Origin of the sequence: Neobacillus vireti (genome assembly GCF_036962345.1) — a bacterium.
In the GTDB taxonomy this organism is placed as follows: Bacteria; Bacillota; Bacilli; order Bacillales; family Cytobacillaceae; genus Neobacillus; species Neobacillus vireti_A.
The window spans coordinates 106456-128237 of the sequence record NZ_JBALNB010000015.1; the positions used below are offsets into that span (position 1 = coordinate 106456).

At 38.7% G+C, this 21782-nt stretch carries 19 protein-coding genes and 1 riboswitch; of the genes, 17 read left to right on the forward strand and 2 right to left on the reverse strand.

What is annotated here, in order from left to right; genetic code table 11:
* Positions 1 to 100 precede the first annotated feature (100 nt).
* Positions 101 to 1258, reverse strand: coding sequence for an ROK family transcriptional regulator (locus tag V7108_RS18380; protein ID WP_335517602.1), 1158 nt, complete (start codon positions 1256 to 1258; stop codon positions 101 to 103).
* Positions 1259 to 1537: 279 nt separating this feature from the next.
* Here V7108_RS18380 and V7108_RS18385 point away from each other — a divergent pair, with 279 nt between their 5' ends.
* The 13 genes from V7108_RS18385 (at position 1538) to V7108_RS18445 (ending at position 17563) form a co-directional block, all read left to right on the forward strand.
* Positions 1538 to 2806: a lactate racemase domain-containing protein gene (locus tag V7108_RS18385; RefSeq protein WP_335517604.1), complete on the forward strand. Its 1269-nt coding sequence runs from the start codon at positions 1538 to 1540 to the stop codon at positions 2804 to 2806.
* 23 nt (positions 2807 to 2829) lie between these two features.
* Entirely contained in the window at positions 2830 to 3600 is a 771-nt protein-coding gene (locus tag V7108_RS18390; protein WP_335517607.1) for an SDR family oxidoreductase, read from the forward strand.
* Positions 3601 to 3678: 78 nt separating this feature from the next.
* Positions 3679 to 4479, forward strand: a complete 801-nt coding sequence (gene larE, locus V7108_RS18395) for an ATP-dependent sacrificial sulfur transferase LarE (RefSeq protein WP_335517610.1) — start codon at positions 3679 to 3681, stop codon at positions 4477 to 4479.
* Positions 4480 to 4743: 264 nt separating this feature from the next.
* The gene (locus tag V7108_RS18400) at positions 4744 to 6216 is read left to right on the forward strand and encodes a gluconokinase (protein WP_335569033.1); all 1473 of its coding nucleotides are present in this window, start codon (positions 4744 to 4746) and stop codon (positions 6214 to 6216) included.
* Positions 6217 to 6523: 307 nt separating this feature from the next.
* Positions 6524 to 7294: a nickel pincer cofactor biosynthesis protein LarB gene (gene larB / locus V7108_RS18405; RefSeq protein ID WP_335512923.1), complete on the forward strand. Its 771-nt coding sequence runs from the start codon at positions 6524 to 6526 to the stop codon at positions 7292 to 7294.
* Entirely contained in the window at positions 7275 to 8213 is a 939-nt protein-coding gene (locus tag V7108_RS18410; protein ID WP_335569034.1) for a LarC family nickel insertion protein, read from the forward strand. The genes larB and V7108_RS18410 overlap by 20 nt, the downstream gene beginning before the upstream one ends.
* Positions 8214 to 8450: 237 nt before the next feature.
* A complete protein-coding gene (gene larC, locus V7108_RS18415) occupies positions 8451 to 8924 on the forward strand; it encodes a nickel insertion protein (protein ID WP_335512929.1) in 474 nt (157 codons plus the stop codon).
* A gap of 313 nt (positions 8925 to 9237) precedes the next feature.
* Entirely contained in the window at positions 9238 to 9735 is a 498-nt protein-coding gene (locus tag V7108_RS18420) for a TRAP transporter small permease (protein WP_335512931.1), read from the forward strand.
* Position 9736: 1 nt separating this feature from the next.
* Entirely contained in the window at positions 9737 to 11032 is a 1296-nt protein-coding gene (locus V7108_RS18425; protein ID WP_335569035.1) for a TRAP transporter large permease, read from the forward strand.
* 51 nt (positions 11033 to 11083) lie between these two features.
* On the forward strand, positions 11084 to 12109 hold the full coding sequence (locus V7108_RS18430; RefSeq protein ID WP_420489055.1) for a TRAP transporter substrate-binding protein: 1026 nt from the start codon (positions 11084 to 11086) through the stop codon (positions 12107 to 12109).
* Positions 12110 to 12210: 101 nt separating this feature from the next.
* Positions 12211 to 14037, forward strand: a complete 1827-nt coding sequence (locus V7108_RS18435) for a sensor histidine kinase (RefSeq protein ID WP_335569036.1) — start codon at positions 12211 to 12213, stop codon at positions 14035 to 14037.
* Complete coding sequence (locus V7108_RS18440; protein WP_335569037.1) at positions 14037 to 14810, forward strand: response regulator transcription factor; 774 nt, start codon at positions 14037 to 14039, stop codon at positions 14808 to 14810. The genes V7108_RS18435 and V7108_RS18440 overlap by 1 nt, the downstream gene beginning before the upstream one ends.
* 545 nt (positions 14811 to 15355) lie before the next feature.
* On the forward strand, positions 15356 to 17563 hold the full coding sequence (locus V7108_RS18445) for a glycoside hydrolase family 3 protein (protein WP_335569038.1): 2208 nt from the start codon (positions 15356 to 15358) through the stop codon (positions 17561 to 17563).
* A gap of 71 nt (positions 17564 to 17634) precedes the next feature.
* Here the strand turns inward: V7108_RS18445 and V7108_RS18450 are convergent, their stop codons facing one another.
* Entirely contained in the window at positions 17635 to 18120 is a 486-nt protein-coding gene (locus V7108_RS18450; RefSeq protein WP_335569039.1) for a QueT transporter family protein, read from the reverse strand.
* Between the two features lie 8 nt (positions 18121 to 18128).
* Positions 18129 to 18174: riboswitch (PreQ1 riboswitch) on the reverse strand.
* Positions 18175 to 18338: 164 nt separating this feature from the next.
* Between V7108_RS18450 and V7108_RS18455 the strand changes: the two genes are divergently transcribed.
* The 4 genes from V7108_RS18455 to V7108_RS18470 all read left to right on the forward strand — a co-directional run bounded on the left by V7108_RS18455 (position 18339) and on the right by V7108_RS18470 (position 21590).
* Positions 18339 to 18833 carry a hypothetical protein gene (locus V7108_RS18455; protein WP_335518696.1) on the forward strand — a complete coding sequence of 165 codons (495 nt, stop codon included), beginning with the start codon at positions 18339 to 18341 and terminating at the stop codon, positions 18831 to 18833.
* A 174-nt stretch (positions 18834 to 19007) separates the two neighbouring features.
* Positions 19008 to 19868: an energy-coupling factor transporter ATPase gene (locus V7108_RS18460; RefSeq protein ID WP_335569040.1), complete on the forward strand. Its 861-nt coding sequence runs from the start codon at positions 19008 to 19010 to the stop codon at positions 19866 to 19868.
* Complete coding sequence (locus V7108_RS18465) at positions 19868 to 20755, forward strand: energy-coupling factor transporter ATPase (protein ID WP_335518690.1); 888 nt, start codon at positions 19868 to 19870, stop codon at positions 20753 to 20755. The genes V7108_RS18460 and V7108_RS18465 overlap by 1 nt, the downstream gene beginning before the upstream one ends.
* Complete coding sequence (locus V7108_RS18470) at positions 20748 to 21590, forward strand: energy-coupling factor transporter transmembrane component T family protein (RefSeq protein ID WP_335569041.1); 843 nt, start codon at positions 20748 to 20750, stop codon at positions 21588 to 21590. The genes V7108_RS18465 and V7108_RS18470 overlap by 8 nt, the downstream gene beginning before the upstream one ends.
* Positions 21591 to 21782: the final 192 nt, after the last annotated feature.

Sequence of the window (21782 nt, forward strand, 5' to 3'; positions counted from 1 at the left end):
TGATTTTCTCTCGTTTTCAAATTCCGGCCCAAAAAAAGGAAAGAAATAGTCCTTATCAGGAGCTATTTCTAGTTGCTTATCCGTATTCAAATTGAAATATTCATTGAGTCAAACTTAACTCAGAAACATCTAAAAACCTCTTGATGGCCAATGCACAAGCGCCGCGGCTGCATGCCTTTTTGCCGAAATCAGAAATTAGCAGCTTCCGATAATGACCAACAGTAGAGGTCAGATGCGTATTTATTTCTATTAAAGCGTCCGGATACATTTGCAATAATTCACTATTAATTACTAGAATCTCTGGGTTATAAAGGTTAATAATATTATTAAGACCTACTGACAAGAACTTTATATATTCTGCCATTAGTGTGGTGGTGATGGGGTCTTTCGTTTTGAGCCAATGGTGGATCTCCTCATAAGTGATCTCTTCCTTATTTTGTCTCTCAGCTAATTGTTTGATAAAACTTGACTCAGAGGCATATTGTTCCCAACAGCCTAAATTTCCGCACCTGCAAGGACGCCCGTCGGGAACGACAATCATATGACCAATCTCACCCGCAAAGCCGTCAAACCCTTTTAGTAATTTACCATTTACCATGATTCCTAGACCGATTCCTGAATATAAACTAACCGATAATAAGTTCTTGCTTTGATAATGTTTATAGACAATCTCGGCAAAAGAGCAGAGGTTTGCATTATTTTCTAAGTAAACATTGACACCGGTTTCATTCATAAGCTCAGATTTTAGAACTTTGTTATGCCATTGATGATGAGGGACAAAATAGATCATTTCATCATTATCCACAATTCCATGAATTCCAATGACCACACCGATTAGTCCATAACGTTCTTTAGAACATTTCTGTTTATAGTTCTTAATCTCTTTGATTAACATCTCACGGATCACATCATAATTAGTGGTGTTCATTTTCAATGATTTCGACTCAAGCGGAGTTCCATTTAAATTGCATAATGTGAAAGAAACATTGTTTTTATCAAGGTCTATCCCTAAAGAGTATCCGGCTTGTTCGTTAATCGAAAGCATGATGGGCCGTCTGCCTAAATTCTTATGCTCTTGCTGGGTTTCAATAATTAATTCTTCCTCTAATAAGTCAGCTACTTGGACTGAAATGGTAGCTTTATTTAGGCCAGTTATTTTTGCTAAGTCTGCTCTTGAGATCATCCCGTGTTCAATGATTTTTGAAATGATGTGTGAACGATTTATCTTTTTTATAAATGCCGCGTCTCCAGTGACCATATAAAGCACCTCCTTGTGAAAATTTCAATATAATAAGATTAAAAAATATTGGTTTTTAATGGCTGCATATTAATTGACGTAAACTAACCATAATGATATTATACAGGTAATTAGTTTGTTTGGTAAACAAATTAAAATATTTTCATAAAATTTTAGTACATAGTAGATTTTGAAAGGGATTACAGGGAAACAATAATCCTGGATTTAGTGTTATTACCATACATGGAATTTAATTCCCTGTGGAACACTTAGTAGTATAAAAAAAAGTGAGGTAATGTTATGGGAATTCTTCAGGACTTATTAAAAGATATTCCAGTGCCAAAGATGGCAAAAGTGAAAGTGAAGTTTGATGATCAGAAAATCGATCAATTAGAACCAGTCCTAACAGAAAAGTTACAGCAAGAACATATACGGACCCAAATCAAACCTGGAATGGAAATTGCTGTTGCTGTTGGGAGCCGCGGGCTTGACAGACTTGTAGAATTAACGGCAGTAACAGTTAAATTCTTAAAAGACTTAGGAGCGAAACCGTTTATTGTGCCAAGTATGGGAAGCCATGGCGGAGCGACAGCGGAAGGGCAGCGGGAAGTATTAGCGCATCTTGGCGTAACAGAAGAAAGTGCCGGCTGTGAGATTCGCTCTTCAATGGAAGTAGTGAAAATCGGGGAGCTGCCAAATGGTTTGCCAGTCTATGTCGATAAATATGCTTCAGAGGCAGACGGGATCGTGGTAATCAATCGTGTGAAGCCGCATACTGCATTCCGCGGCCCAGTTGAAAGTGGAATTATGAAAATGATTAGTATTGGTTTAGGTAAGCAAAGAGGTGCTGAAGCTTGTCATCAATTAGGCTTTAAGTATATGGCGGAAAATGTACCTGCGATGGCAAAAATGATTATGGAGAAAAAGCCATTTTTGTTCGGGGTGGCAACCGTTGAAAACGCCTTTGATAAAGTCACAGTCGTTGATGTTCTATCACCTGAAGAAATTATTGAAAGAGAAGCTGATTTACAAGCAAAGGCAAAAGAATTATTGCCAAAGCTCTTTTTTGAACAACTAGAAGTTCTTGTTATTGACCAAATTGGCAAGAATATCTCTGGCGACGGTATGGATCCGAATATTACCGGTAGATATCCAACTCCTTATGCCCATGGGGGACCAGATGTAAATAAAATGGTTGTTCTTGGCTTAACGCCGCAAACAGAGGGAAATGCCAATGGTGTTGGAACAGCTGATTTTACAACGCAGCGTTTAGTTGACAGGATGGACCTAGAAGTAACGTACGCAAACGGCTTAACTTCAACAGTAGTAGCACCGACTAAAATTGCGACTACACTGCCGAACGATCGTGAAGCCATTCAGGCTGCAGTAAAAACAAGCAATATTTTAGACTTTGCAAAAGTGAAAATGGTTCGTATTAAAAATACATTAGAGCTTAGTGAGATTGAAGTATCAGAAGCTTTACTCGACTATGTAAAACAACATCCAAATATGGAAGTAGTCTCAGAACTTTATGATTTACCTTTTGATGAAAACGGAAATTTATTTTAAAAACTAGGGAGAGTTGAACAAACATGACAAATTTATTCGATTTAACAGGTAAAACAGCGGTAGCAGTTGGAGGAAATGGTGTATTAGGTTCTGCAATGGCGAAAGGTTTAGCTGCGCACGGGGCTAAAGTAGCAATCGTCGGACGTAACTTAGAAACTGCTGAAAAGGTAGCTAAGGAGATCATTGAAAATGGCGGCGAAGCGAAAGCATTCTCAGCAGACGTTAGCTCAAAGGATTCTCTAGTACAAGTTGCAAACGATATTGAACAATGGTCTGGCGGCTGGGATATCCTTTTGAATGCTCCAGGGACAAACAGCCCAACTCCGTTTTTTGATTTAGACATGGATGAGTATGATAAAATCATGGATATTAACTTAAAAGGAATTGTAATGACTTGCCAAATCTTTGCAAAACGCATGATTGAACAAGAAAGAAAAGGAAGTATTATTAATATTTCTTCTGTTTCTTCTACAACTCCATTATCAAGAGTATTTACGTATTCTGTTTCAAAAGCTGGGCTTAATAGTGTAACTCAATTCTTAGCACGTGAATTTGCTACTAGCGGCATCCGTGTCAATGCGATTATTCCAGGATTCTTCCCTGCTGAACAAAATCGTAAAATTTTAGACAAAGAAAGAATTGAATCCATCATGGGCCATACACCTATGCAACGCTTTGGAGAAGCGGAAGAACTTCAAGGTGCTACCGTTTTCCTAGCATCAGATAAAGCATCCAGCTTTGTTACAGGTTCATTACTCCGTGTTGACGGCGGATTTGGAGCTATGACAATTTAATTCTTGGACATAAGCTTATTGTCCAATTAATATGTTAAAATAGGGGATTATTTAGAAAGTACGTGGGGAGATGAGACCTTGCTAACAGAGAAATATAATAAATTACAGTCTATTCTCCGTGACATGGAATCAGTCGTTGTAGCATTCTCAGGTGGTGTGGATAGTACATTTTTGCTAAAGGCAGCTGTGGATACATTAGGTGCGGAACGTGTATTGGCCGTTACAGCGGATTCAGAAACGTATCCTTCTAGTGAGCTGGAAGAGGCTAGGGTTTTAGCGAATAAAATAGGCGTTAAGCATCAAGTGATTGAAACATCTGAATTAGCGATTCCTGGCTATGCAGAGAATAATAAAAATCGGTGTTACTTTTGTAAAAGCAGCTTATTTGATCATTTGATTCCGGTTATGGAAGAAAAGGGATTTCAAAATGTGATTTATGGAGTTATTGCCGATGATATGAATGAACATCGACCAGGAATGCAAGCGGCTAAGGAGAAGGGAATCCGAGGTCCGCTGCTAGAGGCTAATTTGTTTAAACAGGAAATTCGAGAGCTTTCTCAGAAGTTTGACCTGCCAACATGGGATAAACCTTCATTCGCCTGTCTTTCTTCCAGGATTGCATACGGTGAGTATATAACAAAGGAAAAGCTGACGAAGGTTGAGAGAGCTGAAGGCTTTTTAAAAAGTCTTCGAATTCGCCAAGTACGAGTTCGAACACATGATGAAATAGCACGAATTGAGGTAGAACCGAATGATATGAAAACGGTTCTTGAAAATCATGATTTGATCGTCAAGGAACTTCAAGAGTATGGATATAAATACATCACCTTGGATTTACTTGGTTATCAAAGCGGCAGTATGAACAAAGTTTTATCGTAAAATTAAAGAAGAAGGCTTTGGAAATTTCCAAAGCCTTTTCTACTAAGGCTCTTTTCTTAAACCTTATTGCTTTTAGGAACAAAATAATATTTGCGCTGTGTTTTCGAAGAAAATAGCAAAAGTTTATTAAGAAAAGAGCTTGCAAACTTAATTCAAAGGCGCAAAAATAACTATTGCCACGTTAAAAGATTTTAACAACAATCGTTACGAAAACAGCCTCTACTAATAAAAATGACAACATGATAGTGGAAAAGGAAGATGTATATGTCAAGAGAGTTTGTAATGGGACTAGATTTTGGTACCACTAGCGTGAAAGCATGCATATTTGACATCAATGGTAAATTAATATCAGAATACGAGAAAATGAACAGCTTTCATTATCCAGAGCAAGGATGGTCTGAACAAGATCCGGTTGAAATCGAACGATCTGCTGTATTGGCTATCAAAGGGGCCATCCAAAAAGCTGCCATTGATAAGGATAAGCTGATAACAATAGGATTTTCGGCTGCCATGCACTCACTCATTTGTGTGAATGAAGAAGGCAGTCCAATTTCACCTGCACTTATTTGGGCAGATGGAAGAAGTTATCCTCAGGCAGAAGCTGTGAAAAAGACAATTGGAAGCAGCATTTATGCAAAAACAGGAACACCAATTCATCCGATGACACCATTTAATAAATTATTATGGATGAAAGAAACAAACTATCAACCCTATAAAGATGCTGCCTATTTCATGTCCATTAAAGAGTATGTCATCCAGTGCTGGTTTGGCGAAAGAGTCATTGATTACTCTATGGCGTCTGCTACTGGATTATTCAATCCAGCTGCCCTTGATTGGGAGCCTGAGACGTTAGAAATGACTGGAGTTTCCAAGGAACAGCTTTCGGAAATTGTTTCTCCAACGAAGGTACTGACAGGCCTAAAGAGAGAAATTGCTGAGGAAATGGGAATTAATCAAGAAATGCCATTTGTTATGGGGGCAGCGGACGGTCAGTTGGCAAACCTAGGAATTGGCGCTATTTTACCAGGAGAAGTTGCTGTTTCAGTTGGGACAAGCGGAGCGATTAGACAATTCAACAAAGGCGTAAAAATCGATGAAAATCAAGAAACTTTCTGCTACTCCTTTACAGCAGATACATCTATTGTAGGCGGACCGACAAACAATGGTGGAATCGTCTTGCAATGGTTAAAAGATCTCCTACACGATCAACGAAGTTTTTCTGATTTCCTTGCCGACGCAGACAAGGTTGCTCCTGGTGCAGACGGAATGCTTTTCCTTCCTTATCTAAATGGAGAAAGAGCACCAATCTGGAACCAGCAGGCAAAAGGCAATTTTTACGGAGTTTCGATTACGCATAAAAAAGAACATTTTATCCGTGCAGTACTTGAAGGTATCACGTTTAATCTCTATCAAATCGGTAAAGCGCTGGAAAGAATAGCGGGCGCGCCGGAAAAAATCTATGTGAACGGCGGATTGGCAAGGTCTCCGCTTTGGCTGCAAATGATGGCCGACGTCTTTAATGCGGAAATTTATGTTCCTGAAAGCCATCATAGTGCTGCATGGGGAGCGGCGTGGACCGCTTTAGTTGGTATTGGCAAGGTAGATTCTTTTGAAGAAATCAAAAAGAATATCCCAATGGGAGAAGCCGTATTACCAAATAAAGAAAACAGCAAAGTCTATAAAGAAATTTACGAAAACTACGAAAAGCTTGCTAAGGATATGGTGAAGTTTTTCTAAAAGGGCCTCTGAAGGACAAAACTCGTTGGGAAACCGAGGGATTTGTCCTTCATCCAGGCTATGAAGGACAAAACTCGTAGAGAAACCGGTGGATTTGTCCTTCATCAAGGCTATGAAAGACAAAACTCATTGGGAAACCGGGGGATTTGCCCTTCATCAAGGCTATGAAGGACAAAACTCGTTGAGAAACCGGGAAATTTATCCTTCATCCAGGCTATGAAGGACAAAACTCATTGGGAAACCGAGGGATTTGTCCTTCATCAAAGCCAAATTATAGAATTACACTAAGATTAAAGGGGGGAATCATGTGCTTGAAGATATTTTAAAACAAGTTCAAAGTGGAACCCTCAGTATTGCGGAAGCAAAAGATCAATTGGCCACCTTTGAAAATTTGGGATTTGCAAAGGTGGATCATCACCGGAAGAAACGCCAGGGTTTCCCGGAAGTGGTCTATGGTGAAGGGAAAACGGCTGAACAAATAATTTCAATTATTAAGGCATTAAGGGCAAGAAACAATCAAGTAATGGTAACTAGAATTTCTGAAGAAAAAGCAACAATCGTACGACAGGCTTGCCCTGAATTTACTTATCATGAAATCGCTCAGATTCTTTTTTGGAAGGACCAAAAGGAAGCGCTGAAAAACACTCATGGTTATATTGCTGTTGTTGCTGCAGGAACCTCTGATTTACGGGTTGCAGAAGAAGCGGCGGTTACAGCGGAAATAATGGGCAGTATTGTCCACCGTATTTATGATGTAGGCGTTGCTGGAATTCATCGACTTTTGAATCATGCTGAAGAAATTCAAAACGCCACCGTTTCTGTGGTTGTTGCTGGGATGGAAGGGGCGCTGCCGAGTGTTGTTGGCGGACTCGTATCACATCCAGTAATCGCCGTTCCTACAAGTGTCGGTTATGGAGCTAACTTTAATGGGTTATCAGCTTTACTGACGATGCTGAATTCATGTGCTTCAGGAATTAGTGTTGTTAATATTGATAATGGCTTTGGCGGTGGGTATAACGCTGTATTAATTCATCAACTTGCACAAAAAGGGGAAAGAAATGAAGACACTATATTTTGATTGTTTTTCAGGCGTAAGCGGAGATATGGTAATCGGAGCACTTATTGACGCGGGTGCTGACCCGGTCAAATTAGTAGAAGAGCTAAAAAAGTTAAACATTGAAGATGAATATGAATTAACATGGAAAAAGGTCGTTAAGAATGGGATTACGAGTACAAAATTCGATGTGCTGCTAAAAAATCATCGCCACGAGCATGAGCATACCCATGATCACGCGCATACGCACACTCACAATCATGACCACGAACACGCGCATACGCACACTCACGATCATGACCACGAACACGCGCATACGCACACTCACGATCATGATCACGGACACACACATACGCACGAACACACTCATACCCATGATCACGATCACGAGCATGGACACGAGCACGTACATACCCATGATCACCATCACCATGACCATCGATCATATAAAGATATCGTACAATTATTAGAAGAAGCTGATTTCTCGGAACAAGTGAAAGATACTGCATTGAGGATTTTTAAAAAAATAGGTGAAGCAGAAGGACTCATTCATGGTGTTCCATTGGAGCGAGTTCATTTCCATGAAGTTGGTGCGGTAGATTCTATTATTGATATAATCGGAACAGCAATTCTGATTCATCAGTTAGAAATAGAAGCTATCAAATCTTCACCAATTCCTGTTGGAACAGGAAAAATTCGTATTGACCATGGTCTCTATCCAGTGCCGGCCCCTGCAACACTCGAGATTTTGAAAGGTGTTCCTATTGAACATTCAGAGGTTCGATTTGAGCTGACAACGCCAACGGGCGCAGCGATTGTTGCGGTACTTGCAGAGGAATTTGGCTCAATTCCTTCTATGAAAGTTCGTTCCATTGGCTATGGTGCTGGAACGAAAACTTTTAAAGACCATCCCAATGTTGTGAGAGTTATCATCGGTGAATAAGGCTTCCTGTCCTAATAGGTATGCTATAGTGCCCCAAACTCTTTCAAAAAGAAGTTTACGGTAACTATAAACTCTTTATAGTTACCCAAAACCATTTGAAAACAAGCTCAAGGTCACTATAGACATGCTATAGTGACCCAAACTCTTTCAAGATCAAGTTTCCGGTCACTATAGAGATACCCAAAAAGCCAATTACCGATAAATTTGAAAAACAACCAGTAAGAGGAGTGTACCCGAATGAATGCTCACCCTCCTAATCATGAACATATAGACGACCAGATGATGAAAATGGAAGTAAATCTGGATAATATTCCTGGTGAATGGCTTGGTTATGTAATGGACTTGCTTTTCGAGGCGGGTGCCAATGATGTTTTTTATACCCCAATTTATATGAAGAAAAACAGACCGGCTATTTTGCTCCAGTTACTCTGCTCTCTAGAGAATGTTAACAAAATAAAAGAGGTCCTTTTCAGGGAAACAACTACGCTGGGTGTGCGTTATTACCCATTAACCGTTCACCGGTTAGAAAGGGTATTCCGTAAAGCTGACACAAGGTGGGGACCCGTCACCGTAAAAGAAGGTATACTAAATGGCCAAGTTGTGCAGCGGGCACCTGAGTATGAGGATTGTAAAAGCCTGGCACAACTCCACAACATCCCGTTAAAAAAGGTATATGAACAGGTTTGGCAGGCGTTGGATAACAAGGAGTAATAGTTCGAAAATAGGGTCAAGGCTGTCCAAATCGGGACAGCCTTATTTAAGTTTGTATTTTATATTACATAATCTAAACCTTTATTGACGGGAAAGAACTTGAATGCTAAACTGATTTTTGATAATTCGTTTATTAAACAAACAAAAATAAAAAAACGTATTAATAGAGCGAAATTAAAAATGAAAAGGCTTTCTGGAAATTCCAAACCTAAAAAAATCACAAATACTTCTAAAAAAACAACATTTTAAATGTTCCTTCTAATTCGTAAAATGATAAGTAGGTAAACGGTTTCAAAGAAGAGGGGGGATTCACTTGGATTATATCAAGAAGTTAATTAAAGCTATAGACACTATTTTCGAAAAATTCACTTTACTGTCTTTAGTGGCGTTAATTTTAGTTGTAACCACACAGGTTATGACACGGAAATTATTTAATTTTGTATTCTTTTGGTCCGAAGAAATTACACTGTTACTGCTTGCATGGTTTGCCTTTATGGCTATAGCGATAGGCTTTAGGGAGTATATTCATTTAGGAATTGATTCCTTTACCAACCTATTTCCTAAATCTTTTAATAAAGTCTTAGATAAAATCATTCATGCTTCGGTTTTTGCTTTTGGTTTTTACCTCGTAGTTCAGGGGTGGGAGTTTACATTGTTGACGGCGGAATCGACTCTACCCGCAACAAAACTTCCAAGCAGTGTCACATATGTGGCGATGCCGGTCACAGGTATTATGATTTGTGGTTACTCGCTCCTGCAATTCTTTAACATTAATACATCTAGACATAAGGATTTGGAGGAGGATATGTAAAATGGATACAAATACAATCGGAATTATCATCTTACTTTCCAGTTTTGTTATTTTAGTGCTGCTTCGCTTTCCGATTGCTCTTACGCTTGTGGCGTCATCCTTGCTAACAGTAATCTATATGAAAATTCCGCTGCCGGTTATCGGTCAGCAAATGGTCCAAGGAATGAACTCTTTTTCCTTGCTGGCCATCCCATTCTTTATCCTAACTGGACAAATAATGAGCGAGGGTGGATTAGCACTCAGAATCGTAAATTTTGCGAGTTTACTAGTTGGTAGAATCCGCGGTGGACTTGCAATGGTAAACAGCGTGGCAGCTTTGTTTTTTGGAAATATTTCTGGGTCAGCTGTAGCAGATGTTTCGTCCGTCGGATCCGTCATGATTCCCATGATGAAAAAGAAGGGCTACGAAGCAGATTATGCTGTTGGGGTTACCATCGCTTCCGCCATCCAAGGTGTTGTAGTACCACCGAGTCATAATCTCGTCCTATACTCTTTAGCAGCAGGGGGCGTATCCATCGCGAGTCTATTTATGGCAGGTATCGTTCCTGGATTCATCATGTTAATTTCACTCATGATTACAGGCTATATTATTGCTAGAAAAAGAGGATACGGGAAAGCAGATCCTGTTCCAAAATCACAAATCGGAGGAATTATCTTTCATGGAATGCTATCACTAAGTCCTGCCGTCATAATATTAGGCGGGATCATGAGCGGATGGTTTACGGCTACCGAGTCAGGTGCATTAGCATGCTTATATTCTTTTATTCTAGCATTCATTGTCTATAGAGAAGCACCCATTTCAAGTATTGGAAAAATATTAACAAGAACAATGAGAACGGTTTCGATGGTATTTTTCTTAATCGCCGCCTCCGCTTCATTTGGCTGGATACTGGCGTATCTGCAAATTCCTGCAATGGTAACCGATCTGTTCTTAAGTATTTCAGATAATCCGCTGATCATTTTATTAATTATTAATATTCTATTGCTATTACTCGGTGCACCAATGGATATGGCACCAATGATATTAATTATGACACCGATCCTGCTTCCAGTGGTAACGAGCTTTGGAATGGATCCTGTCCATTTTGGAATCGTCTTAATCTTAAATGCGGGAATTGGTTTATTGACACCGCCAGTTGGAACCGTTTTATTCGTTGGGTGTGCGATAGGTAAAGTATCCATCCAACAGGGTACGAAGGCCATGATGCCATTTTTCTATGCATTACTTGTTGTTCTGTTAATTATCACCTATATTCCTGAGGTTGTTATGTGGCTTCCTAATATGTTAGCCAAGTAATCTGGGAAAATGGTGAATATTATATAAAAAAAATTTAAAGGGGTGTTGATTTTGTTAAGAAAGAAAGTTACTGGCATTTTAGCTGCATCGTTATTAATGGGTACAATCCTTGCAGCGTGTGGGAAAGAGGAAGCAAAGCCGAGCAATGGCGGTACCAAGGAAGAGGAGAAACCATCCTATACGTTCCGTTTAGCGGACAATCAGCCGCCTGATTATCCAACTGTCCTTGGTGACAAAAAGTTCGCTGAATTAGTGGAAGAAAGAACGGATGGACGTATTAAAATTGAAGTTTATCCATCTGCTCAATTAGGAGATGAAAAATCAGTTCTTGAACAGGTTCAACTTGGAGCTATCGAATTTACACGTATCAACTCCAGCCCGCTTGCCGAGTTCAATAATCAATTTACTCCAATCGGACTTCCTTATGTCTTTGAGAGCGAAGATCACTTATGGAATTTCTTAAATGGGGATATGGGAACAAAATTACTAGATGGTCTTGAGCAATCTAAGATGAAGGGATTAGCTTATTACGATTCAGGTTCACGTAGTTTTTATTCTACGAAAGAACTTAAAGGTGTAGAGGATCTAAAAGGATTAAAGATTCGTGTTCAGCAAAGTAAAATCAATATTGATTTCATGGCTGCTTTAGGTGCAAGTGCTACTCCAATGCCATATGGAGAAGTTTTCAGTGCTCTTCAAACAGGTATCATTGACGGAGCAGAAAATAACCTGCCAAGTTTAGATTCATCTAACCACTATCAAGAAGCTAAGAACTTGATTCTAGATCATCACCAACGTATTCCTGAAGTCCTACTAATTAGTAAAGTAGCTTGGGATAAGCTTGACAAAGAAGATCAAAAGATCATTAAACAAGCAGCTCTTGATTCAGTAGAAACACAAAGAGCTGAGTGGGATAAATATGAAGAGAAATCTACAAAGAAATTAAAAGACGCAGGTGTTACATTTACTGAAGTTAAAGATCTTAAACCTTGGACAAATGCTGTAAAGCCTATGATTGATGAATATTCAAAAGAGTATAAAGAGGTAATGGATGCGATTGAAAAAGCTCGTCCATAATCTGTAGGTACAGAAATACCTAGCTGGTTATTTTCTCCATTTACCAGCTGGGTCTTTTCTGTTTTTATTATAGGTAAGAATAGAAATAAGGAGGTGGAAGAATGCAGACGCGGCGGAAGAAATTAGATGACTTTATTGAACGATATATTCTCTTGAAAAATCAATCTCTAATGACGAAGCTTTGTATTTTTTCCAGCTTTCTCGTTATTTTTCCTGTCCTTTCAGTGGCAATCATTTCATATGCCCGTTCATCAGTTGAATTGGAAAATGAGCACAGACAATACAGCGGACAAGTTATTGAACAAGTAGAATCCCATATTGAATATTATTTACAGGAGTTTGAGATTACTAGCTTAAAAATTATTAACTCTCCAGAAGTATCAAGTCTTTTTAAAAATGAAAAGAATGCTAATGTAGTGGAAGCGGCACGGAATACCTTGAAATATGCAGCGTATTCTCGTGCGGATATATCGAATATCACGGTTTTAGTGGATGATGATATTGTTATTGATACGCTCGGGCTAAGGAATTTCTATCCTTCGGTAAAAATAAAAGGAGAATATTGGTATTCATCTGTTCCGTTAAACGGCATGCCAATGTTAGTAACCCGAACTCTAAAACTTAAAAATAAAGAACAGCCTGTGATTTCACTTGTCAGAAGATTATACAATCCGGAAACTCTGCTCCCTGTCGGAATGCTCATTATGGATATAAATTTTAGAAGAATTGAAGAAATTTCAAACAAAGTAACCATTAGTAGAAACGGATATTTCTTTATATTAGATGCCAAAGGGCATTATGTCTATCATCCCGATTATACAAAGCTAGGCACAAAGGTTGAGTTCAGCGAGCTCTTACAGCTTCAAAATAAAGAAAGCAGGACACAAATATTAAAGAATAAGCGGAAGGATTTTGTTACCTATACATATTCCCCAAATCTAGGCTGGGGCTTCTTTACAGCAGTACCCTATAAAGATTTGACGGGGGGAATTATACAAATTGGAAACACCATTATCGTGACAATCTTAATCTCGTTGACCATTGCTTATTCAATTGGTTTTATTTTTGCCACTAGCATCATTCGCCCTATCCGGCGCCTAAAGCGGTTTATGAAGGAAGTAGAAATCGGAAATCTAAGCGGTCGGGTACAAGTGGAATCAAATGATGAAATTGGGCAGCTATCAGCGGGTTTTAATAATACAGTTGAAAAACTCTCTAACCTGCTTGAAGAAGTATATGTTTCTAAATTACGTGAAACGGAAATGTCACTTAAACAAAAGGAGATTGAAATTAAGATGCTTCAGTCCCAAATGAATCCGCACTTTTTATACAATTCCTTAGAAACCATCAGAGGGATGGCATTAGAAGAAAATCAGGAGAATATTGCCATTATGTCTTTTTCTTTGGCAAAGCTTCTCCGCTATAATCTTAAAAATGATTCGTCAACTGTAAGTCTAGGGGAGGAAATTAAATTCTGTAAAACGTATCTGCAGATTCAAAAGTTTCGCTTTGAGGAACGTTTTGAGTATGAAATAAATATTCCAGAATGGGCGATGCAGCTGCAGGTTGTAAAATTTTCACTTCAGCCCTTAGTTGAAAATTGCTTTGTCCATGCCTATGGTCAATGTAATCAAAAATTCAGGATTACCATTTCCGTCGTTCTCCATTCTGAGTCTTCTTTTACCATTCGAATTGAAGATACAGGTACTGGGATACCAAACCATATTTTAGATGATCTTACAAAAAAAATTAATCAAAAAACAGCAAACTATGATGGACAAAACATCGGTATCTTAAATGTGCAGCAAAGGATCCATCACGTGTATGGCCCTGATTATGGACTAAGTATTAGGAGTCAATTGGGAGTAGGAACAGTGGTAGAGATGGTGCTGCCTATGAAGGAAATGAGTGATGAAGGTGAGATGTAATGAAAAGAATCTTGTTAGTTGACGATGAGAGATGGGTACGGACTGCTCTTAAGTGGACCATAAATAAATTGAATCTTCCCTTGGAAGTAGTCCACGAATGTCAAAATGGATTGGAAGCCCTGGATTGGATTAAAGTGAATGACGTGGACCTAATACTAACGGATATCCGAATGCCAATTATGGATGGACTTACTTTGGTTAAGGAACTTAGTAGTCTAAACGGGGCATATAATGTTATTGTGATCTCTGTCCATGATGAGTTTCAGTTTGTCCAGCAAGCAATGCGGAGTGGTGTTACGGATTATCTCCTTAAACCAATTGAAGAAACGGAATTAAAGGTTTGTTTGGAGAAATGGTTAACTAAAATCAGCAATGAAGAATTAACGAGTAAAACGATTGTTTCTGAAAAAGAAAATCTCCCATTATCGACGATTGACCGTGTCTTGGAATATATAGAGAAAACGCCTTTAGATCAAATCACGTTAAAAGAAGTAGCGGAGAGTATTCATATCAATCCCAGCTACCTTAGCCAGCTGTTTAAACAACAGCTCAATATAAAATTTGTTGATTATATAACAGAATTAAGAATCGAAGAGAGTAAGCGTTTATTGCAACATACAACCTTAAGGATGTCAGAAATCGCTGAAAGAGTAGGATATTCTGATTTAGCCTATTTTAGTAATAATTTTAAGAGAATAGTAGGATGTTCTCCATCAGAATACCGGAATATCAAAAGCAAAACGGGTGATGGAAAATTAAATAAGATAAGATGAATCAGAAACTTATATTCTGATTCTTTTTTTGACTGTTTTGACTAAGGTTGTTGTTTTTATTATAGGTTATTAATTTATTATTTTTGTTTAAGCCGCATATCGTTCGGACACCTTGACTCGGAAATTCATCAGGCTTGTCTGAAGTTGCTTCAGGTTCGGACACCTTGACTCGGAATTTCATCAAGCTTGTCTGAAGTTGCCACAGGTTCGATACATTCCTCTTAGATTCATCAAACCTTTTTAGAAGTAGCCTTTTAATTTAAAGGTAAATCGTACAAAAAGCAACAAAGTTTACGAAAACAGCCCTTTTTTAGGCTGTGTTTAAAAGAAGCTATCTTTAGTGGAGAGGAACTCAATAGATAAAAATAACTACAGCGTTTGCATAAGAAGGAATAAAGTCATAGGTCTTATTATCTAAATATTCTAAATATAAAAAAACTACAAATATACCTAAAAAAACTCACTACTTGGCAGACTACTCTAAATTATATCATTGGACATAGATAAGGGTTGTAAACGCATTCAATAAAAAAGGGGGAAGAAAAATGGCTTCATTATCAAAACAAATTAGAAAGTCTTCTAAACTAAGAAAAAAACTTCTCGCAACCGCACTAACTCTATCATTAGTTGCTCCAGTTATTGGACCACAGGCTAGTTTTGCAAATGAAGATTTAGGGTATGTTGACCCAACTACGACTACTAATCCGGGAAACTCAGGGGCAAACACAGTTACTTATCGTGTACAAGCTGACCCGGCTACAGGGCAACCGGAAATCGAGGCAGCAAAGAAAGTTGTCCTTAAAGTCGATGGCAAGCAGTTCAGAGATTTGGATGGGGACAAGAGCCTTGATACATACGAAGACTGGAGATTACCTGTTGAACAACGGGTAGCCGATTTAGTATCAAAGATGACACTTGCTGAAAAAGCTGGATTGATGCTGATTAACACACACACTCCACTCGCGAATCCTGTAGACGGCAGATATGTAAAAGCTGATGATTCGATGATTGTTGGCAAAAACATGCGATACGTCATCTTCCGTCAAACACCGACTGTAGATGTGATCGCAAAATATACGAATCAACTGCAAGAACTAGGTGAGGCATCAAGATTAGGTATCCCGGTTGTTGTTACATCGAACCCACGGAACCATGCCTCCACGGATTACACTAATATTGCTGCAAGTGAAGGACAACATTCTTTTTGGCCGGGCCCATTAGGTTTTGCAGCAGCTGGTGACACGGAAGCTGTAAAGGAATTCTCTGAAATTGCTGCACAGGAATGGAGAGCTGCCGGAATTCGCAAAGTCTACGGGTATACTGCGGATATCGCTACAGATCCACTATGGGCAAGAATTGAAGATACATTTGGCGAGGATCCTAAAGTTGCTTCAAATATGATTTATAACGTTATAAAAGGATTTCAAGGTGATGAGCTTGGTAAAGACAGTGTTGCAATAACTGTAAAGCATTTCCCTGGTGGCGGAGCACGTGATAATGGTCTGGATCCACACTTTGTGGAGGGTAAATTCAATCCATACCCGACTGAAGGAAGTCTGCTTGAGTATCACATTCCTCCTTTCGAAGCAGCTATCGCAGCGAATGTATCGTCCATCATGCCTTATTACGCTTATCCAAGCAATGATAGTGCCGACCAAGGATTACCTTGGTACAGTGAAGACCAGCAATTTGAAGAAGTTGGTTTTGCATTAAACAAATCGATCTTAACGGATTTCTTGCGCGGTCAGCTTGGTTTCAAAGGATATGTTAACTCCGATACGGGTGCCGTTGGAAATAATGCCTGGGGTGCCGAAAATTTAACAGCGGTTCAAAAAATGGCCAAAGCAATTAATGCAGGAACAGATATTATTTCTGGATCATCTGATCCTACTCTTATAACTAAAGCCGTTGAACAAGGCTATCTTACAGAAGATGAAATTAACAAATCCGTTACCTTATTGCTAACAGAAATGATGAATTTAGGTCTGTTTGAAGACCCATATGTAGATCCACAAAATGCTCTTGATGTGGTTGCTAAGCCAGAATCACAGCAACTAGCAGATGAAGCACATCGTAAGTCGATTGTTCTTCTACGCAATGACAAAAATCTATTGCCTTTAAAAGATGCAAAGCTTAAAGATGTAAAACTTTACGTCGAGATGTTCCCTGGTGGAACCGATGGAGCGAGCACCAAGGGATTAATCGAGACCATTAAAAAGCATGATCCTTCTGTTACAATTACGAATAATCTTGCAGAGGCTACACATGCATATGTTTATGTTAAACCAGTTCAGTCAAACTGGGATAATAATCCTAGAATCACTGTAGGTCCTGAAACAGGAATCACAAATGTCGATAGAATTATCGATATTCAAAAAGCGGTTCCGACTATTACTGCAGTAAATATGACCAATCCTTGGGTACTTGATGAAATTGAACCAAATGCAGCAGCATTAATCGGTACTTTTGGTACAAAAGCTGAGGCTATCGTTGATGTTATTCGAGGAGAATTTAATCCTATTGGAAAACTTCCATTCGCGCTTCCTGCTAGTATGACAGCAGTAGACAACGAAGTCGGAGATGTTCCTAGTTTCGCACCAGAAGAAGATCCTGCATATGCTTATGTGAATAAATCTGGTAATGCATATAAGTATGGATTTGGTCTTTCCTACAATCAAGGTAAAGCGATAGGAAAACCTGACCATGCTGGTGAAACAGGAAAACCTGCTCATGCCGGAAAATCCTCGAAATAATAAACATTAGCACAATATAAGATTGAACAAAAAAGATGCTGCTTCATTCCCTGAAGCAGCATCTCTTTTATCTATACTCTTTTTTCGAAATGAACTCGTTTGTTAATAAAATATATGATCGGCATACCCACGGCCATGACAACAAATTCTCCAGCTGCTACCGTCAGCCAAGTAAAGAAGAATGGCAATTCAAATGCCAAGTTTAGTTCAAAGGCAATAATAAACATCGTGAAGGTGAATACTACCGTATTGAGTATCATTCTGGTCCAAATTCCTTTGATAAAACGTGAGGATAGGATGGTAATGGTCAAGGCAATTACCGATTGTCCGACACCGAAAATGAGGTCATAGGCAACCATTGGTGAGAAGAAAAGATTGCTAAAAAATACACCCAAAACGATGCCGAAGATGTATTTTTTATTGAAAACGACTAGATGGTTAAACATTTCGGATACACGAAATTGCACATTTGTGAAGCCGAAGGGTGCGATGAATCCGGATACAGCAATATATAAAGCCGCCAAAATCGCGTTTACGACAAGTGTTTTTAATTTCATATTCAATTATCTCCTTAGTTTTTTTTACGTGGGAGGTTCTCGAACCACGTTTTATTGACAAAATACTATACTAGTATATATCAATCTACTAGTCAACAAGAAGTTAAAAGTTTATCCTCATTTAATAAATTATGTTAGTAAAGTATATTTTATGTAAAAATTCTGGATAAAATTTCCCCTTTTGTGCATTCTAAAAGGTAAAAAAGGATGTGTGATCGATGGATTTTAGAAGGAAGCTTTTGCTGGTTATCATGATATTGCCGTGGCTGACGGTACCATTCCTAGGAAGGCAGGCATTAAAAAGATTTTCCCTTACTTCACTGTTTATTGGCATTTTATTTGGGGGCCAGTGTGTTTATGCTCACAGAAAGAGCTGGTGGAGAGTTTATCCAAAAATATTCCCGAATTCAATGGCGGAAATACCATTTATCGCAGGACCTTTTTTTGTAGGAGCAATATGGATCCTAAAATATACATATGGTAAATTTCTGCGTTATACGTTCCTTAATCTTGGAGTAGATTTTTTTCATGTCTATATTTTTGTCGCTTGGTTAAAAAAGTTAGGCGTTGTATCTCTGATTAAATTGAAAGAATATCAAGCTCTACTTTTATTAACAGTCAATGCCGTCGTTATGTATGGATTTCAATGGCTGATAGACAGCAAAGTAGCACCTAATAAAACGAAATCACTGCTTACAAGAATCTTTTCGTAACTTATTATCGATAGGAAACTCAAAAGATTATGATTTGCTACTATTTTAAAAAATAATTTAATACTTCAGAATACCCCCATTGAAGACTTCGTGCTATTATATTTCTAATGAAAACATAACTATGGTTGAATAATATTCAGAATATTAATAAAGTAAAGTGAGAGGGGGGACTGGATGAAACCGATTATTGTTTTTGATGATGTATCTTTTTCATATAAGATCAATGAAAACTCTTCTGTTGATGTTTTAAAAAATGTCTCTTTTTCCATTTTTCCAGGTGAATATGTAGCGATTATTGGTCATAACGGATCTGGTAAGTCAACGTTATCCAAGCATTTTAATGGGCTATTGACGCCGGCTTCGGGCGATGTTTGGGTGCAAGGCTATAATACCAAAGACGAAAGCAAAAAGCTCGCTATTCGTAAAGGTGTTGGTATGGTGTTTCAGCATCCAGATAATCAAATTGTTGCGACCATCGTGGAGGAGGACGTAGCCTTTGGGTTAGAAAATACTGGAGTACCAAGGGCAGAGATGAAACAAAGAATTGATGAAGCGTTAGAGGTCGTAAAAATGTCTGAATTCCGGAAAAGACCGCCGCACCACCTATCTGGAGGACAAAAACAAAGAGTAGCTATAGCGGGTGTGCTCGCGATGAAACCGGATTGTATCGTATTTGATGAGTCTACAAGCATGCTTGATACGTTTGGCAGAAATGAAGTCCTTCAGGCGATACGGCAGCTGAATAAGATGGGAATGACGATTATTACCGTAACGCATCGCATGTCCGAGGCAGCGGAAGCAGACCGAATTATTGTGGTCGAAGATGGTAGAATTGTAATGGACGGTAAACCTCGTGATATTTTTAAACATAAACAAGTACTTATGGATCTGCAGCTTGATGTACCAGCCGTTAACCAGATGGCTGAAAAGGTCCATCAGCAAATTCCATCTTTTTCAAATGAGTTAATCCAAGAAGATGAACTGATTAAAGAAGTAAAGAGAGTATCACAAGCAAGGAGCAGGGAGATGGTTTAATGCCTGGAAAGCCAATGATAGAGATAGAAAATCTAGGTCATACTTACATGAAAGGAACTCCGATGGAGCATAAGGCTTTAAAGGGGACAAGTATGGTCGTGAATGAAGGGGAATGCATTGCGATTATAGGGCATACCGGATCAGGGAAATCCACCTTAATTCAGCATTTTAATGGTCTAATCCGCCCCGATTCAGGGAAAGTCATCATTGATGGGGCAGATTTATCAAAAAAACGAATTGATATAAAAGCGTTAAGGAGAAAGGTTGGACTTGTTTTTCAAAATCCTGAGGACCAAATATTTGAGAAGTTAATTGGTGATGACATTGCCTATGGACCGTTTAAGCTTGGTTTGCCCTTGAAGGAAGTAAGGGAACGAGTTAAATGGGCGATGGAAATGGTCGGGTTGAATTTTGATGAAATGAAGGACAGGCAAACATTTGCCTTAAGCGGAGGGCAGAAACGTAAAGTTGCACTCGCTGGTATCTTAGCCTTAAAGCCTAAGATTTTGGTTCTTGATGAACCGACAGCAGGACTTGACCCAAGATCACGAAATGAGCTGCTTGATAAGATAAAATTCCTGAATAAAATGGAAAACCTGACAGTCATTTTTGTTTCACACAATATGGAAGAAGTCGCTTATCTAGCAGACAGAGTGTATGTGATGGCGGACGGCTCGGATGTATTATCTGGGACGCCAGAAGAAATCTTTACTGACAAGGATAACCTTCAGCGATACCAAATTGGAACACCCGAAACGGTACATGTTTTATATCGGTTAAAAGACTTGGGTTACCATGTAGACACTGCTGCTTTTACGATCTCGGAAGCAGCAAACGAAATTGTAAAGGTTCTCACCAATGATGGAGAGGTGGAGAATCATGGCTAGTGAGTTTGAATTATCACGAAATATTACCATTGGGCAATACGTTCCGACGGGTTCCTTTATCCATCGGCTAGACCCGAGAATAAAGCTATTCGTGTTCACCATTCTGGTTTTAGCCATAGCTCTCAATACTAGTTATTTGGGAAATGCTTTCGGTCTGCTATTATCTATTTATTTATTCTGGGCATCCAAAATACCAATCAGTTATGGCTTATCGGGTATCAAGCCGGCTATTCCCTTTATCATTCTATTAGCTGTACTGCAGCTGATCTTCCAAGGAAATGTTTTTTCTGGCGGAACAGTATTCTTTGAATATGGATTTATCTTAATTACGAGTGAAAGTATTCGATTGGTAATCGTTTCAGCGGTACGGTTTGTAGAAATTATTTTACTAAGCAGCGTTCTTACTCTATCGACTTCAACAACAGAATTAACACATGCCATTCAAAGTCTCTTAAGCCCTTTGAAGAAAGTGAAGTTTCCTGTCCATGAAATGTCATTGATTATTACGATCGCGATTCGCTTTGTCCCAACCTTTGCGATTGAAATGGAAAAAATGATGAAGGCACAAGCATCAAGAGGAGCAGATTTTGGTTCAGGAGAATGGTGGAGAATCATTCAGAGAACGAAGGACATGTTTCCCATTATTATCCCTTTATTTACGATTGCTTTATCGAGGGCAGAGGATCTCATCTTAGCGATGGAATCCCGCTGCTACACACCAGGAAATGATAGAAGTGCCTATTCGGTTTACAAAGCACTTGGACGAGATTATATAATATTAATAATTGGTATACTAGTATCTTTAGTATTACTATTTTATCCGTTTCCATATTAGATAAAGGCTTGTTTTCGTAATGATTGTTGTTAAAATCTTAAAGCCGATTTTAACGTGGAAATAGTTATTTTGGGCTTTAGAATTTAGTTTGTAGCTCTTTTCTCACTAAATGTATTCTATTTTCTGCGGAAACTTAGCACAATCATTAAATTTTGTTCTAAATAGCAACAAAGTATAAGAAAAGAGCCTAGA